Here is a 15685-nt window from a genome sequence, read left to right on the forward strand (position 1 = left end):
GGTCAAACTGGCCAAGATCACACATTCGCCCGGGCCGGCCGGAGGAAGCAGCGAGTTCGCGAAGAACCCGCAGGGCCGATGCTCCGTCGACCAGGCCCAACACCTCTTCCGCCTCTGGGTCTCGGCCCTGCTGATCACCTTGGTGTGACATCAGCACCTGCTCGTCTCCCCGGAGGGCCGACTGTGCTGCCCCCTTGATCGCCGGAGCATAGGTTTCTTCCATGACGAGCGAATGGCGGACTGACCGGATCGGAAGCGCTCTACGGGGGGAGAACCCCGCGGTGCTGAGGCGGTTGACGGCAGGGTTCGCGGTGATCGGAGACGTCCAGTTCTTGCCGGGCTACTCGGTGCTCTTGGTGGACGACCCCCGTGTGGAGAGGCTGTCCGAGCTTCCGAAGGCGAAGAGGTTGGCGTTCCTGTCCGATATGGATGTGCTCGGTGAAGCCGTTGAGCATGCCTGTCGGCGCCTTGACCCGGCTTTCCGCCGGGTGAACTTGGAGATCCTTGGCAACACCGACGGATTCCTGCACGCCCATGTGTGGCCGCGCTTCGAGTGGGAACCGACCGACCTGGTGCACCTGCCGGTCTGGCTCTATCCCCGTGAGAACTGGGCAAATGAGCGATATGCCCTGGGCGCTCGCCATGACGCCGTGCGGGAAGAGATCAGCAGAGAACTCGATCGACTGACCGCAGCGGTCTGACGACGAGCATGCTCTGGCCACTCGCTGCTCAGAGCCCGGATAGGTGGTCAGCGGGCCAGGGGGACGACGCCCTTGGCGTCGTCCCCCTGGCCCTGTTCCTAGGCGGGAGCCGGGAAAGTATGGCTGAACGTGCTCAGCTCGCGGCGGAGCCGCTGGAGCTCGTCGTCCGCAGCCAGAGCATGAACGACCCGAGCCGCCCGGCGCACTCCCGCCAGTCCCGCCCGACGCACTCCCGCCAGTCCCGCCCGGAGCGATCACACCAGGTCGGGCTTCAGTACCGGAATGGACGAATCCCCGTCAGGGACCACGCGCGTGCGAACCGGCCGGAGCGCACTGTCAGGAGGTCGACGCCGCCGACAGAGGTACCGTCAGACCTGGTTTCGGCCGTCCAGAGAAACGCTACGTACCTTCGCGCGGGGTCGACGATGGGCTGCCGGTGGATCGTGATGGCGGGCGGGTCGTCGGTCTTGGCCTGTCGCTCGATCAGGTCGGCCAACTCGGAGGGGCCGTGCGCATCGCCACCCGGTCCGACGCCCGAGAACAGGTCGAAGTCGTCCGTCACCACGTCCGTGACCAGCTCGGCCCGGCCGTTGCGAAGCTGAACCCAGTGGTGGCACAGGTCCTCGATCGTGGCAGGGTCGGTCGGAGGGGCCGCATCGGGTTCTGGATCGGATTGCTCACAACGCCGCTCCGCCACGAACGTCCAGTTCTCCCGTATGCGGTCGTCCGTGAGAATGTTGACGTCGAGGCCGGTCAGTACCTGACCGTCGGCCTTCCTCACATCCCACAGGTAGGCGAATCGGTCACCGGCGTCGACGAGTATTCGCGGGCTGAAGATGTTCACGTGGCGCGCGCGGTATCCGGTAACGAACTGTTCCTGCTCGTGCGGGCCGACCACCGTGTCCAGGCCGGCTCCGTGATCCGACCACTGCACGCAATCGTCGGACATCAGGCCGTACGCCAGGGAGGGGTCCTCGTTCCACATGCGGCACCACGTGATCATGCGCTTTTCGTTGTCCATGGTGAACAGCATTGCGGCCCCTCGCGACACCGTCCTGTCGGTGTTTCAGATCACAGAGCGAAAGGTTCGGCATCCAAGCGCTTCAACTCGGCCGTCCACTGTGGTTCCCGGGACGCCACTCGTTCGTCCGACAGTTCCAACGAGGCGATCCGGTCGAGCTGGAAGCCTCGGACCGCTGACCGCAGCCGGCACCACGCCGCCAGATACCAGCCGCTGGGTCCCCACAGGAGGCCCAACGGCTCGACGTCGCGCGTTGTTGCCGCGCCGGCCCGGTCGGTATAGGTGAGGTGCAGGACATGTCCGGAGACCACTGCCTCGACGATGATCTCGTTCAACTTGCCGCTCTGGCCGGGCGCGTGCTCCCCGACCCGGTACACCAGCCGCGCGAGCGCTTCCTCCCGCTGTCGCACGTCGGCGGGCAGCACTGCCCGCACCTTCTGACCGGCGCGGTGTGCGGCTGCCGCGAACGGCGTGGACGCCGCTGTGCGAAGCGCGACGCTGACGGCGAGGGCCTCAGTGGCGCTGAGTGTCACGGGCGGCAGCGTACGGTCCCGGTCCAGGCTGTACCCACCAGCCCGACCGGAGTCACTGCGGATCGGCAGGCCCGACTGCCTCAACGCTTCGAGATCCCGCTCCACGGTGCGCACGCTGACCTCGAACCGCCGTGCCAGCCATGGAGCACTGCGCGGCCGGGGCGCCACCGCTCGAAGCTCCTCGACCAGCGCATACAGGCGATCTGTGCGGTTCACTGCGCCAGCCTAACCGCCGCCACCGAGTCGAGCCGACCCCGAGTCGGTGCAGCAGTCAGCTGACCGCAAAGTGACCGCTCCCGACGCGCCGCATGCCCTGCCCATGGCGACGGGGAGGGCAATTTCCGCGCAGGTGAAAGTGGTTTGCCGACCTGGATGCCGCGTGGGTAGCGTCGCCGTCTGTGACCTCAACTCTGCGCACCGAGCGGCTGCTGCTGGAGCCGTACGTCCCTGAGGACGAAGAGGACTTCGTCGCTCTGTTCCAGGACACCAGGGTGTCGCAGTGGATGGGTGAAGGCCCTGCTTCCGAAGCAGCAGACCGGGCCCTGTTCGGGCGGATCTTCACGAAGGTCTACGCCCAGGAACTCTTCTCTGTCTGGGCTGTCCGTCGGGACGGACTTCTGGTCGGGCACGCCGAGCTCAAGCCGATCGACGTCGTCGAAGGCCACGAGATCATCTACGCTCTGGCCCCGGCGGCATGGGGGTGTGGCCTGGGGACCGAGGTGGCAGAGGCGATCGTCGCCTATGGCTTCGAGATCCTCGGGCTGACCAAGGTTTACGCCACGGTAGCTGCACCGAACAAGGCCTCACTGACCCTGCTGGACGGAATCGGTTTCGAGCATGTCCGGGACATCACAGAGGACGACGGCAGCACCACCCGCGTGTTGGCCCGTCATCTGACTGCGCGCGACACGTCGCCCCTCGCCCGATAAAGGCGAGCAAGCCGCTGCCCGTGCGCAGCGCTGCTCCACCAGCGGGGAGGGCTGCGGCGGTGGGACGGCGGGGCGAAGGCAGTGGGGGCTGCGGCACCGGAGTTCAAGGAATTCGCGATGCTGCTGGGGAGGGTGCTGCGGGAGATGCGGGTGGTAGGCCACCCGCCAGCGGGCATGCGGAAGGCGACGCTTCGGAATTTGTCTCCTTCTACCCCTTTATGCGAACCGCTGCTAGCGTTTTCGCTGGCCGATCCGCAGGGGCCACACGACCAATTCCGGGGGATGAACTGCACTATGAGATTCAACAGGACCGCGGCCAAGGGGATCGCTGTTATCGCCGCGGCCATCTCCGTATCAACGACGGCGCTGACCGGGTCGGCTCTGGCCGCTACACAGTTCCCCTCTGGAACGGCCGGCGACATCAGGGTGAACTGGAGCGGCGCGTGGGCGAACGCCAACCGCCTCGAAGACATCACTCTGCAGCTGTGCGACGCGACGCCGGGGGACAAGGACCAGGCGACGGTCCAGCTCCAGGGGTACGTCACCATGGGCGGTGCCGCAAGCGTCAGAACCTCCCCGTCGATCTTCCGGGTTCCGATCGGGGACAAGGCGTGCAAGGAATGGCGTGACGTCTTCCTCACTTACTTCGCGCAGGACGAGCGGCTGGCCTATGCGCGTGTCGAGCTCTTCGGGTCCCGGACCAAGGAGAAGCAGCACACGAAATGGGTGCCGAATCCGCACCTGCGCGGCTAGCCGACCCGTACGTCGGTCATCACAGGGGGAATGAAAGGTGAACTCTCGCACTTTGGCCATGCTGGCCGTAGGCGTCATGGGGGCGATCGCCATGCCGGCGGCGCCCGCGCAAGCCGCTCCGCAGAGCCCGTCCTCGGATTTCAAGTGCCGGATCGAGGCATTCGGCCACAGTGTTCCCGTGGTGTGCGGAAGAAAGTGGGTGAATGCCGACTGGGACCGCGACGGCATAAGGGACGAAGTGTTCTTCGTCAGCCCGCCGAACTCCTACGTGTACCGGATTTCGGGCAGCAGTAACGGTCCCGTCCGGGTCAGCAACGGAGCCGCGTACACCATGGACACGTACGAGATCCGCCCGACCGGCAAGCACCGGATCTACGCGGTCACCGCGGGGAGCACCCGGATCTACTCCCAGCTCGACTCCGGCGGCTGGAGCGCCTGGGAGAAGTACGTGCCGTAGACCCTGGGTCCGGCAGGTTCGGCGGCCCGGACAACTGCGCCCTTCCGCGGGCGGCGACAAGTGCGCCCCGCGGAAGGGCGCACCACTGCCTCCCACTCCCTCACCTCGTGGAAACGCACCAGGTCAAAGTAGTGCCTCAGGACGGATCGGCAGGTCCGTCAGGCGTTTGCCCGTCGCGTTGAACACCGCGTTGCCGATGGCGGGCGCCACCCCGACGATGGTGATCTCACCGAGTCCCTTCACACCGATCGGATCGGCCTGCGGGTCCTCGGTGTTGATGAAGGCGGCGTCGAGGTCGGGGACGTCCGCGTTCACCGGCACGAGATAGTCGGCGAGGCTCGCGTTGACGATGCGGCCGTCGCGGTGGTCGGTGACGGTGCCCTCGAGGAGGGCCATGCCGATGCCGCCGACCATGCCGCCGATGGCCTGGCTGTGGGCGAGTTTGGGGCTGATCACCCGCCCCACGTCGTACGCCGCGAAGATCCGCCGTACGCGGACGAGGCCCAGCAGGGGATCGACGGAGACTTCGGCGAAGACGGCGCCGTAGCCGTAGCTGGAGATCCTTGAATCGGCGTCGCCCGGGCCCCAGTTGCCGGTGGTTTCGAGGCTGGGCAGACCGGCGCGGCGCAGGATGTCCCGGTAGCTGTCCCGGGCTCCTCCGTCGGCGGCCGACAGGTAGCCGTCGCGGGCGTGCACATCCGCAGGATTCGCGCCGTGGAGAGGCGAGTCGGGGTCCGCCACCGCCCTGCGGATGAACTCCGCCTTCAGCGCGTTGCAGGTGGTGTGCGCGGCCGAGCCCACGCTCGCCATGGTGCAGGCCGCCGCGTGCAGGGGCGCGGTGGGGTAGCTGGAGTCGCCCAGCCTGAAGGTGACCGCCGAGGCGGGCAGCCCCAGGGCGTCCGCGGCGACCTGCATGACCGAGGTGGTGGTGCCGGGGCCCATGTCCGCGGAGGCCGCGAAGACATCGGCGGTGCCGTCGGCGTGGATCCGGGCCCGTGCGCCGGCGTCGCGGCGGTTGTTGTGGTAGCCGGCGGTCGCCATCCCCCTGCCGATGAGCAGGTCGCCGTCCGTGCGCGCGCCCGGCTCGGCGTGCCTCCGGGACCAGCCGAAGCGGCGTGCGCCAGTGTCGTAGCACTCGCGCAACTTCCGTGTGGAGAAGGGAAGTTGGGAGACCTCGTCCCGGGTCGGCTCGTTGCGCAGCCGCAACTCGATGGGATCTACGGCCAGGTCGTGCGCGAGCTGGTCCATCGCGGTTTCCAGGGCGAAGTTGCCGAGCACCACGCCCGGGCCTCGCATGGAGGCCGGAGAGTGGACGTCGACGGGCGTGACCCGGTAGGCGGTACGGGTGTTGGGGACGCCGTAGAGGAACTTCGGCAGGTCGGTCAGGCCGTCCGTGTAGGGCCGGTAGCGCGCGTTCTCGATACGGACCTCGTAGGCGAGTGCGCTGACGCGTCCGGCCGCAGTGCTGCCGAGGGCGATCCGGTGCCGGCTGGCCGGCCGGAACCCGGTGCCGTAGTAGAACTGCCGCCTGGTCAGCACCACCTTGACGGGCCTGTCGACCTCGCGTGCGGCGAACGCGGCCAGGATGACATGGTCGTAGGTCTGGATTCCGCTGCCGAACCCTCCGCCCACGAACTCGTTGTGCACGCGGACGTCGCCGACGGCGATGCCGAGCGCGCCGGCCACCGTGTGCGCGGCGCCCTGTGACCACTGGGTCTTGTCCCAGAGCGTCAGCCGTCCGTCCTGCCACCGGGCGATGGTCGAGGGCAGTTCGATGGGGTTGTGGTTCTCCCGGGCGCTGGTGAGCTCCAGGTCCACCTTCACCTGCGCCGAGGCCAGCGCGCCCGCCGGGTCGCCGCGGCTGTAGTCGGGCTCGTCCTCCGGTGTCTGCGAGGGGATGTCAGGATCGTCGAAGTCGGTGACCGCGTCCTGCCGTTCGTACGTCGCCTCGACCAGCGAGGCGCCATGGGTCGCCGCCTCCAGGGTCTCCGCGACGACGACCGCGATGGGCTGGCCGTAGAAGGCGATCCGATCGACGGGGTGGGCCAGTTGCAGCTTGCCGAAGTCGGTCAGGACGCGCAGGACGCCCGGGTGGGCAAGCGCCGCGTCCACCGAGATCCGGCTCACCGTGCCGCGGGCCGCCGTGCCGTTGACGATCACTCCGTACAACAGGCCTTCGACGCGGTGCTCGGCCGCGTAGGTGGCCGCGCCGGTCACCTTGCGGCGGGCGTCGACGCGGGAGAGCGGCTGCCCGACGACGGTCTTCGCCATCACTGTCCTCCGATCGTCATGAGCTGGCGGCGTACGGTCCGTTCGAGCAGCCGCACCTTGAAGGCGTTCTCGGACAGCGGTACGGCGCCCTCGGCCGCGAGGGCCGCGGCATCCGCCCACGTCCGGCGTCCCGGCCGCTTGCCGACGAGCGCCTCCTCCACCTTGGGCAGCCGCCACGGCACGGTCGCCACACCGCCGACGGCCACCCTGGCGCCCCGCACCACGCCGCCCCTGATGTCCAGCGCCACCGCCGCGGACGCGAGGGCGAACTCGTACGACTGCCTGTCGCGGACCTTCAGATATCCCGAGCGGCGCGTGTGCGCTCCCGCGGGGACGGTCAGGGAGGTGATGAGCTCGCCCGGCCGGAGCGCGTGCTCGTTCCGGGGCGTGTCTCCGGGGCGGAGGAAGAAGTCCTGGACCGGGAGGGAGCGGGTGCCGTCGAGGCCCCGTACCTGGATCACGGCGTCCAGCGCCACGAGGGCGACTGCCAAGTCCGAGGGGTGAGTTGCCACGCAGTGGGTGCTCGTCCCCAGGATCGCCTGCATACGGTTGTCGCCGTGCCGGGCATCGCAACCCGAGCCCGGGTCACGGCGGTTGCAGGCGGAGTGGACGTCCCGGAAGTACGGACAGCGGGGCCGCTGCATGATGTTGCCCCCGATGGAGGCCATGTTGCGCAGCTGAGCCGAGGCGCCGAGTTCGAGGGCCTGCGAGAGGAGGGGGTACGCGGCGCGCACCTCCGGATGCGCGGCGAGCTCGCTCATCCGGACCAGGGAACCGATGTGCAGCCCTTGTCGGGTGACGGTGATGTCCTTGTACGGCAGCCCGTTGATGTCGACCACGTGCGCGGGGCGCTCGACGGTCTCCCGCATGAGGTCGACCAGTGTGGTCCCGCCGGCGATGTAACGGCCGTCGCGGGCACCGGCGTTGAGCGCGGCGGTGACGGTGGAGACTCGGCTGAAGGCGAAGGGATGCACGCGGTCAGGCCTCCTTGGCCGTCTGCTCGATGGCGGAGACGATGTTCGTGTACGCCCCGCACCGGCACAGGTTGCCGCTCATCCACTCGCGGATCTCCTCCCGGGAGCCGGTGTGGCCCTCGGCGATACAGGCGACGCCCGACATGAGCTGCCCCGGCGTGCAGTAGCCGCACTGAAGGCCGTCGTGGTCGATGAACGCCTGTTGCAGCGGGTGCAGTTGCTCGCCCCGGGCGAGCCCCTCGATCGTGGTGACGCGCGCGCCCTGGTGCATCACGGCGAGAGTGAGACAGGCGTTCACCCTCCGGTCGTCCACGAGCACCGTGCAGGCTCCGCAGGCGCCCTGGTCGCAGCCCTTCTTCGTGCCGGGGAGGTCCAGGTGCTCGCGGAGGAGGTCGAGGAGTGAGGTGCGGTTGTCGACCTGGGCGGTGCGCTGCTCGCCGTTGACCGTCAGACGGACGGTGGAGAGCCGGTCGGCCGTCGCGGGTGTGGAGGTGGGCAGGCGATCCGAGGTCAGCAGGGGTATTCCGGCCGCCGCTGCCGATGCCGCGACGAAGGTTCGTCGTTTGAGCGTGGTGGCCTCGTCGAACGTTTCCGACATGCGCGATGGACCCTCTCGGTCGAACACGTGGCATGTGATGACACCTGGTGTCATCGTAACAGTGATGACACCAGGTGTCATGGATAACGAGAGCAGCAACGACAGGCGCGGCTACGGCTGTTGTGCCTGTGGCTTACGGCGCGAGGGGGGCCGCGACCGCGGCCCTGAGCTCCTCCACGGATTCACGCAGCAGGGCGTGCAGGTCCTGTGTCTCCGGACCCTCGATCCAGCATGCGCGCGCATCTCTCCATGCGGCGGCACCCGCCGCGGCGGTCAGGAAGGCGGCCCGCGGCGCGACACCGCGCGCGCACAACGCCTCGGTCACGGCCGCAGTGGTCGCGGCGAACTTGGTCAGCTCTCGCTCCCGAAGCTCCGGGTTGGCCACGATGACGGCTCGTCGACGCCGGGCGTGCGCATGCCCCTTGTTCACCATGTCCACAGCGGCGCCGTACCCCTCCAGGACGACGGCGAGCGGCGAGAAGTCGGCCGGCGCGGCGGCCATGGCGTCGACGATCACCTGGTGAATCCGGGCCGAGAGCGGGAACAGCACCTCGCGCTTGTCGGGGAAGTGACGGAAGAACGTCCGCTTCGTCAGACCGGCCCGCTCGGCGATCTCGGCGACCGTGGTGTCCTCGAAGCCGCGCTCCTCGTACAGCTCAAGCGCGGCCCGCGACAGTCGGCCCGCTGCGTCCGGCATCCATCGACCCATGTCACTCATCCTAGTGATGACACTCAATGTCATCGGATACCTTCGGCTTGCGCTGCGGGTCCTGGCCGAACGGAGGACGCCGCGCTCGAAACGGGCCCCGGCTCGGGCGAGGGCGACGAGGTGTGGCCCCTCGGGTGACCTTGGTCCGTAGCCGGACGGTGGAGAACGTCGACTCGAAGGGATCGGCATGCCGACTGGCTTTCCAGTCATCCGTCAGGTTTCCGACCGGCTCGGATCACTGCCCCACTCACCATGGTCTCCACAGCAAGTGCCGGGTTGAGAGGCTCCACGAGTTCCTTGGTAGCGACGGCCACGAGGCGCGCGGGTGCAGCACCGTCCAGCAACGCGCTCACGTACTCGATGGCCTCCGCAGGCGAGAGCACGGGCAGCCTCTGGCGCAATGTCCGCACAGCGTGCATGCGTCCGCGCGTAGCGGCGACTCCGCGTAGCGCATCGTGTAGGTCGTCCACTGCGGTGCGCACCGGCAGCCCACGTATCCGGGCCCGGTAGTCGGCCTCCCACTCCCCGCCCAGCGCGGAGACCACGCCGATCCGGTGTAGTCCCCCGTCGACGCGGTCGACCAGGTACGGCCCATTGCCGGCCAGCATGTACTCCGAGTTCCGTGTGCGTACGAACTCCTCGGACTGCCAGGAGACGATCCACACCAGCTCGTGCTCCTCGACACAGACCACAGCCATCCGCATCGCGTCCACACTCACGGCCCGCCACTGCTGATAGTCGCGCTCCAGCTGTTCTTCGACAGCCCGAACGGCGGCTTCTCGCTCGATCACGCGTGCAGCATCCCGTACGGGCCCCTTTGTCGACCAGCGAATTCGCGCGGCCCAGAGCCACGTACGAGGGGGCTGACGGACCTTCCTGCTCAGGAATACGACAGCCACGGAACAAGTGCTCCGGGCACTGTGGCCTGGAGGAGTCCAGCGGCCGAGCACTCGGGGTGTTTTTGTGCTGGACGTTCCGCTGGCACGCGGTGGTCCCCCATTCCGCGCCTCCCCCTCCACTCCACCCAGGCCCCGGGCGCCATGCGACCTGCTGCCTTCGAGGCCGATGACGTACGGCTGCTCGGGGGCCTTGCAGGTGTACGCAGCGACGCTCTCTCACGTCACCGCCAGCCCTGCGCTCAGGCCCGCGAAGCAGGCGGCGAACACCCAGCGGATGCCGGTCATGACTTTTGGCCGGGCCAGCACGCGGTTGCGTACGGCGGCGGCGCACATTCCGTATGCGGCGAAGACGACGAAGGTCAGTGCCATGAAGACGGCGCTGAGGCGGAGCATCACGCCGAGGGAGTCGGGCTCGCCGACAGGGACGAACTGCGGCAGGAACGCGACGAAGAACATCGTGAGCTTCGGATTCAGCAGGTTGATCAGGACCCCGGAGGCGATCAGACGGGCCGCCGACCGCGGCTCGGCCTCCCCCTCAACCGCCAGCGCCTCCTTGTCGCGCAGCGTCGCCCACGCCATGTACAGCAGGTAGCCGACACCGAGGTACTTCACCACCTCGTACGCGACGGCGCTGGTGTGCAGCAGAGCCGCCAGGCCGCTGATCGTCGCCACCAGATGCGGAACGACGCCGAGGGTGCAACCGAGCGCGGCAACCACACTCGCCCGGCGACCGTGGGACAGCCCGGTGGCGAGCGTGTACACCGCGCCAGTGCCCGGGGTGACCACCACAACCAAGGTGGTCAGAAGGAACGCGATACTCAAGGAGACCTCCGCAAGGATCAAGGGTGCTCTCACCCTGCCGCGGTGCTGGTCCGGCCAACAGAGCCAAAGTAGGGAGCATTCACTGGTCCATACCCGGTTCAGCCTGCGAGGGGTCGGGCGGGTCAGGCCATCCAGAAGAAGACCGCTGTCATCCGCTTCTGCTCCAGGGTGGCGCCGCAGTAGCCGGTGGCCGTGTGGATCAGGTTCGCGGAGTAGAGCAGCAGGCGGTTGGCGCGGTGAGGGACGCGGAGGTCCTCGACGAAGGAGTCGGGCGCGACGAAGCGGGTGCCGAGGGCGTCGACCAGGTTGTTGTGCGGAGCGGCCACCTGGTTGCCGCCGAGTGTGCCGCCCGGCAGGCTCTGGCGGTGGAAGCTGGTGCCGAAGTCCTTGGGGACCAGGGGGTTGAGGTACAGCACGGCCGCATAGCGGCACAGGGTGCGGGAGTCGGTGTGCGGGCGCGGCTCGCACTCGCCCGCACCGACGACCTGGACGCAGTTGTGGTTGGACGTGCCACCGCCCGCAGGACGTTCGGCCCAGATCCTCGGGGCACCGGTCGCCTTTCTCACCAGCTTCTCGACATGCGCCAGCTCGCCCGGTTCCAGCGCAGGCATGGTGCGCAGGCCCGGCCAGCTCTCGGGCTTGTGGGGGTAGCCCTCGATCCAGTCGTTTCTGGCCAGGCAGCGCTCCCGTACGCCTGCCGGGTCCGGCAGCACGTCGTCCAGCACCCAGTAGTCCCGGCCACGGGTCGGTTTTCGGTACGGCAGGATCGGTAGGGGCGGGGGGCGTAGAGGCATGAGGGGAACGTAGTTCGCCCTCTCCATAGGCTGGCCACGCAAGCGGTCAACCTTCAGTCAAGGGTTCCCCATCGGTCTGGCTGAGGGCACCAGGGCCGACCGCCAGTTACGGGACACCGTTGAGCTCCGCATGCCGTACCGCGTCGACATCGATGCGGTACGGCCCGCCGGACACCCCGTGGAAAGCGCACCGACCGCCCCGCCGCGCACCGGAAGGGACTCGGATGTCCGGTCCGTCTCTCAGCGGTGGGCAAACTCCGGCGGCCGCTTGTCGATGAAGGCGCTCATCCCCTCCTTCTGGTCCGCGGTCGCGAACACCGCGTGGAACAGCCGCCGTTCGAAGCGGACCCCCTCGGCGAGAGTCGTTTCAAAGGCCCGGGAGACCGCCTCCTTCGCCATCATCGCGACGGGAAGCGACATGCCCGCGACGGTTTCGGCGACCGCGAGGGCCTCGCCGAGCAGGTCGGCCGCGGGGACGACCCGTGAGACGAGGCCGGCGCGCTCCGCCTCGGTGGCGTCCATGGTGCGGCCGGTCAGGCACATCTCCATCGCCTTGGCCTTGCCGACGGCGCGGGTCAGCCGCTGGGAGCCGCCGATGCCCGGGATCACGCCCAGCTTGATCTCCGGCTGTCCGAACACGGCGGTGTCGGCGGCCAACAGGATGTCGCAGAGCATGGCGAGTTCGCAGCCACCGCCGAGGGCGAAGCCGGAGACGGCGGCGACGGTCGGGGTGCGCAGCTGCCCCAGCCGGTCCCACGCGGTGAACCAGTCGCTGAGGTACATGTCGAGATAGCCCTGCGGGGCCATCTCCTTGATGTCGGCTCCGGCCGCGAACGCCTTGGCCGAGCCGGTGAGGACGATGCAGCCGACATCCGGATCCCGGTCGAGGGCTTCGGTTGCCGCGACGACCTCGGTCATGACCTGGAGGCTGAGGGCGTTGAGCGCCTTGGGGCGGTTGAGGGTCACCAGGGCGGTGCGGCCCTTGCGTGCGACGAGGAGGGTCTCGTAGGGCGTTTCTTGGGGTCGAGTCATGAGGGGGTGCCGCCCTTCGCGTCGTTCCTGGGACCGGAACCGTGCTCGGGAGCGGTTCCGCCCCTCAGGGTTTGCAGGATTCCGGAGAAGTCCGCTTCGGCGCCTGCTCCGGCCGCATACGCGGCGTACAACTCGGCTGCCTTCAGGCCGAGTTCGACGGGTACGCCGCCCGCGCGTGCCGCGTTGGCGGCCAGGCCGAGGTCCTTGGCCATCAGCGGGGCGGCGAAGCCGGGGAGGTAGTCGCGGTTGGCGGGGCTGGCGGGGACGGGCCCCGGCACGGGGCAGTTGACGGTCAGCGCCCAGCACTGGCCGGAGGCCGTGGAAGCCACGTCGAAGAGCGCCTGGTGGGACAGCCCGAGGCTTTCGCCGAGGACGAATGCCTCGCTGACGGCGATCATCGAGATGCCGAGGATCATGTTGTTGCAGATCTTCGCGGCCTGCCCCGCGCCCCCGGCACCGCAGTGCACGGCCTTCCTGCCCATCGCGGCAAGCAGCGGCTCGGCCTCGGCGAACTCGGCCTGCGCACCACCCACCATGAAGGTGAGGGTGGCGGCCTCGGCGCCCACTACGCCGCCGGAGACGGGGGCGTCCAGGGCACGCATCCCGGCGGCGACGGCGGCTTCGTGGGCGGAGCGTGCGTCGGCGACGTCGATGGTCGAGCAGTCGAGGAACAGCGTGCCGGGCCGGGCGGCGGTCAGCAGCCCCTCGTTCCGGTACAGGTCCAGGACGTGACGTCCCGCGGGCAGCATGGTGATCACCACGTCCGCCGTGGTCGCGGCCTCCACCGCCGAGCCGGCCGCCTCGACTCCGGCCCCAGCAGCGGCGGCGAGGACGTCGGGCACCACGTCGAAACCGATCACTCGGTGGCCGGCCTTGACGAGGTTGGCGGCCATCGGACCGCCCATGTGGCCGAGACCGATGAACCCGATGGTGCGGGTGTCGGCGTTCACCAGGGCACCTCCTGCGCCGATGCGAGTGCGGCGAGGCCGAGGCCGGATCCGGGTCGGGAGGGTTCGGGCCCAGAGGGTTCGGGTGGTGCGAAGAAGCGGGCTACGTCCGCGTCTCCGACCTCGGCCAGCGTGTCCGGTGACCACTTCGGGGCGCGGTCCTTGTCGATGACCTGGGCACGGATGCCCTCGGTCAGGTCGTGCGAGGACAGGGCTGCGCAGGAGATCCGGTACTCCTGTTCCAGTACGCGTTCCAGGGGCCCGAGCCGTCGGGCGCGTCGCAGCGCGGCGAGCGTGACCTTGAGGGCGGTGGGCGACTTCCCGGTCAGGGTCTCGGCGGCCCGTGCGGCCTCGGGAGCGGGGTGGGCGCGCAGGTGGGTGAGGATGTCCTCCACCGTGTCGGCGCGGTAGCAGGCGTCGATCCAGGCCCGCTGCCCGGCGAGTTCGCCCGGTGGTGGCTGCCGCACATGGCGTTCCAGGACGTCCCGGACGCCAGTGGTGGTGAGGTCGGCGAGCAGCCGGGGCAGGAGGTCGGCGGGGACGAAGTGGTCGGCGAGGCCGCACAGCAGGGCGTCGGCGGCGCCGACCGGTGCCCCGGTGAGCGCCAGGTGGGTGCCGACCTTGCCGGGGGCGAGGCCCAGCAGGTAGGTGCCGCCGACGTCGGGGACGAAGCCGATGCCGGTCTCGGGCATGGCGATCCGGGAGCGTTCGGTGACGATGCGGATGCTGCCGTGGGCCGAGAGGCCGACGCCGCCGCCCATCACGATGCCGTCCATGAGGGCGACATAGGGCTTCGGATAGCGCGCGATGCGGGCGTTGAGCCGGTATTCGTCCCGCCAGAACGCCGCCGATGCGCTCCCTCCGGTGCGCGCGTCCTCGTAGATGGAGCGGATGTCGCCGCCCGCGCACAGGCCGCGCTCCCCCGCGCCCGTGAGGACCACGGTCTCGACAGTGGGGTCGTGCTCCCAGGCGGTCAACGCTTCGTCGATGCGCTCGACCATCGGGTGGGTGAGGGCGTTGAGGGCGCGGGGCCGGTTGAGTGTGATGCGGGCGGTTCGGCCCTCGGTGGTCAGGAGGACGGGCTCGTCGGCGGCGGTCACCGCAGTGTCTCCGTCAGGCCGCGGGCCACGATGACGCGCATGATCTCGTTGGTTCCTTCCAGGATCTGGTGCACCCGCAGGTCGCGGACGATCTTTTCGATGCCGTACTCGGTCAAGTAGCCGTAGCCGCCGTGCAGTTGAAGCGCCCGGTCGGCGACGGAGTACCCGGTGTCGGTGGCGAACCGCTTGGCCATCGCGCACAGCTGCGGGGCCTGGCGGTCACCGCGGTCCAGTGCCTGCGCGGCCTGGTGGACCAGGGCGCGGGCCGCGGCCAGTTCGGTCGCCATGTCGGCGAGCCGGAACTGCAGTGCCTGCGCGTCGAGCAGCCGCGCGCCGAACGCCTCGCGGTCGGCGAGGTGGACCAGACTGCCGTCCAGTGCGGCACGGGCGCCGCCGAGCGAGCAGGCGGCGATGCCGAGCCGGCCGCCGTTCAGCCCGTTCATGGCGATGCGGAATCCGTCGCCCTCCCGGCCGAGCAGCCGGTCGGCGGGCACCCGCACCCCGTCCAGGACCACCTGACGGGTCGGCTGGGCGCTCCACCCCATCTTCTTCTCGTTCGGGCCGAAGGAGAGCCCGGGATCGTCCTTGTCGACGAGGAAGGCCGAGACGCCGCGCGGGCCGTCGTCGCTGGTGCGGGCCATGACGACGTAGACCTGAGAGGCCCCGGCGCCGGAGATGAACTGCTTGACGCCGGTGAGGAGATAGCCGTCGCCGTCGCGTACGGCGCGGGCGCGCAGGGCGGCGGCGTCCGATCCGGCGCCGGGTTCGGTCAGGCAGTAGCTGCCCAGGTCCTCCATGGCGCACAGCCTCGGCAACCATCGTTCGCGCTGGGCGGCGTCGCCGTACCGGTCGATCATCCAGGCGACCATGTTGTGGATGGAGAGGAATCCGGCGATGGACGGGCAGCCGGAGGCCAGGGTTTCGAAGATCAGCACGCCGTCGGCCCGGCCGAGTCCGCTGCCGCCGCTCTCCTCCCGGACGTAGATGCCGCCGAGGCCGATGCCCGCGGCCTTGCGCAGTACGTCCAGGGGGAAGTGTTTGTCCTGGTCCCACTGCACGGCGTGCGGGGTGAGGTGGTCCTGGGTGAAGTCGAGCGTCGCTTCGACGAGGGCGAGCTGGTCGTCGGTGAGCATGGTGGTGGTCAT

General features: G+C 69.2%; 17 protein-coding genes and 1 pseudogene. 4 read left to right on the forward strand and 14 right to left on the reverse strand.

The annotated features are described in order from the left end of the window. Positions 1-221: 221 nt before the first annotated feature. Entirely contained in the window at positions 222-701 is a 480-nt protein-coding gene (locus tag ACIGWZ_RS34875) for a diadenosine tetraphosphate hydrolase (RefSeq protein WP_400071214.1), read from the forward strand. A gap of 271 nt (positions 702-972) precedes the next feature. Here ACIGWZ_RS34875 and ACIGWZ_RS34880 read toward each other — a convergent pair whose 3' ends face one another. Further along, a complete protein-coding gene (locus ACIGWZ_RS34880) occupies positions 973-1734 on the reverse strand; it encodes a nuclear transport factor 2 family protein (RefSeq protein WP_400071216.1) in 762 nt (253 codons plus the stop codon). A 38-nt stretch (positions 1735-1772) separates the two neighbouring features. After that, positions 1773-2471: a helix-turn-helix transcriptional regulator gene (locus tag ACIGWZ_RS34885; protein WP_400071218.1), complete on the reverse strand. Its 699-nt coding sequence runs from the start codon at positions 2469-2471 to the stop codon at positions 1773-1775. Positions 2472-2653: 182 nt separating this feature from the next. Here ACIGWZ_RS34885 and ACIGWZ_RS34890 point away from each other — a divergent pair, with 182 nt between their 5' ends. The 3 genes from ACIGWZ_RS34890 (at position 2654) to ACIGWZ_RS34900 (ending at position 4394) form a co-directional block, all read left to right on the forward strand. Continuing rightward, the gene (locus ACIGWZ_RS34890) at positions 2654-3184 is read left to right on the forward strand and encodes a GNAT family N-acetyltransferase (protein WP_400071219.1); all 531 of its coding nucleotides are present in this window, start codon (positions 2654-2656) and stop codon (positions 3182-3184) included. A gap of 294 nt (positions 3185-3478) precedes the next feature. Next, positions 3479-3937 carry a hypothetical protein gene (locus ACIGWZ_RS34895; protein WP_400071221.1) on the forward strand — a complete coding sequence of 153 codons (459 nt, stop codon included), beginning with the start codon at positions 3479-3481 and terminating at the stop codon, positions 3935-3937. A 37-nt stretch (positions 3938-3974) separates the two neighbouring features. Beyond that, entirely contained in the window at positions 3975-4394 is a 420-nt protein-coding gene (locus ACIGWZ_RS34900) for a hypothetical protein (RefSeq protein ID WP_400071223.1), read from the forward strand. Positions 4395-4517: 123 nt separating this feature from the next. Here the strand turns inward: ACIGWZ_RS34900 and ACIGWZ_RS34905 are convergent, their stop codons facing one another. From ACIGWZ_RS34905 to ACIGWZ_RS34960, 12 genes and pseudogenes are all read right to left on the reverse strand, one after another. Continuing rightward, on the reverse strand, positions 4518-6665 hold the full coding sequence (locus ACIGWZ_RS34905; RefSeq protein WP_400071225.1) for a xanthine dehydrogenase family protein molybdopterin-binding subunit: 2148 nt from the start codon (positions 6663-6665) through the stop codon (positions 4518-4520). After that, positions 6665-7639, reverse strand: coding sequence for an FAD binding domain-containing protein (locus ACIGWZ_RS34910; protein ID WP_400071227.1), 975 nt, complete (start codon positions 7637-7639; stop codon positions 6665-6667). The genes ACIGWZ_RS34905 and ACIGWZ_RS34910 overlap by 1 nt, the downstream gene beginning before the upstream one ends. A 4-nt stretch (positions 7640-7643) precedes the next feature. Next, entirely contained in the window at positions 7644-8237 is a 594-nt protein-coding gene (locus ACIGWZ_RS34915; RefSeq protein WP_400071229.1) for a (2Fe-2S)-binding protein, read from the reverse strand. Between the two features lie 133 nt (positions 8238-8370). Continuing rightward, positions 8371-8946 carry a TetR/AcrR family transcriptional regulator gene (locus tag ACIGWZ_RS34920; RefSeq protein WP_400071230.1) on the reverse strand — a complete coding sequence of 192 codons (576 nt, stop codon included), beginning with the start codon at positions 8944-8946 and terminating at the stop codon, positions 8371-8373. A 72-nt stretch (positions 8947-9018) separates the two neighbouring features. After that, positions 9019-9157: pseudogene (locus ACIGWZ_RS34925) on the reverse strand (IS256 family transposase); the annotation flags it as partial. Next, complete coding sequence (locus ACIGWZ_RS34930) at positions 9153-9737, reverse strand: YrhB domain-containing protein (protein WP_400071232.1); 585 nt, start codon at positions 9735-9737, stop codon at positions 9153-9155. The pseudogene ACIGWZ_RS34925 and the gene ACIGWZ_RS34930, both read right to left, overlap by 5 nt. A 324-nt stretch (positions 9738-10061) precedes the next feature. Continuing rightward, the gene (locus tag ACIGWZ_RS34935; protein WP_400071234.1) at positions 10062-10667 is read right to left on the reverse strand and encodes a LysE family translocator; all 606 of its coding nucleotides are present in this window, start codon (positions 10665-10667) and stop codon (positions 10062-10064) included. Positions 10668-10789: 122 nt separating this feature from the next. Next, positions 10790-11461, reverse strand: a complete 672-nt coding sequence (locus ACIGWZ_RS34940; protein WP_400071236.1) for a DUF6445 family protein — start codon at positions 11459-11461, stop codon at positions 10790-10792. A gap of 240 nt (positions 11462-11701) precedes the next feature. Next, positions 11702-12493: an enoyl-CoA hydratase gene (locus ACIGWZ_RS34945; protein ID WP_400071238.1), complete on the reverse strand. Its 792-nt coding sequence runs from the start codon at positions 12491-12493 to the stop codon at positions 11702-11704. Beyond that, positions 12490-13443 carry a 3-hydroxyisobutyrate dehydrogenase gene (gene mmsB, locus ACIGWZ_RS34950; protein WP_400071239.1) on the reverse strand — a complete coding sequence of 318 codons (954 nt, stop codon included), beginning with the start codon at positions 13441-13443 and terminating at the stop codon, positions 12490-12492. Before mmsB ends, ACIGWZ_RS34945 begins: the two co-directional genes overlap by 4 nt. Then, positions 13440-14540, reverse strand: coding sequence for an enoyl-CoA hydratase/isomerase family protein (locus ACIGWZ_RS34955; protein WP_400071241.1), 1101 nt, complete (start codon positions 14538-14540; stop codon positions 13440-13442). Before ACIGWZ_RS34955 ends, mmsB begins: the two co-directional genes overlap by 4 nt. Then, on the reverse strand, positions 14537-15685 hold the full coding sequence (locus tag ACIGWZ_RS34960; RefSeq protein ID WP_400071243.1) for an acyl-CoA dehydrogenase family protein: 1149 nt from the start codon (positions 15683-15685) through the stop codon (positions 14537-14539). The genes ACIGWZ_RS34955 and ACIGWZ_RS34960 overlap by 4 nt, the downstream gene beginning before the upstream one ends.

The sequence above is a fragment of the Streptomyces sp. NPDC053427 genome (assembly GCF_044544985.1).
GTDB lineage: Bacteria > Actinomycetota > Actinomycetes > Streptomycetales > Streptomycetaceae > Streptomyces.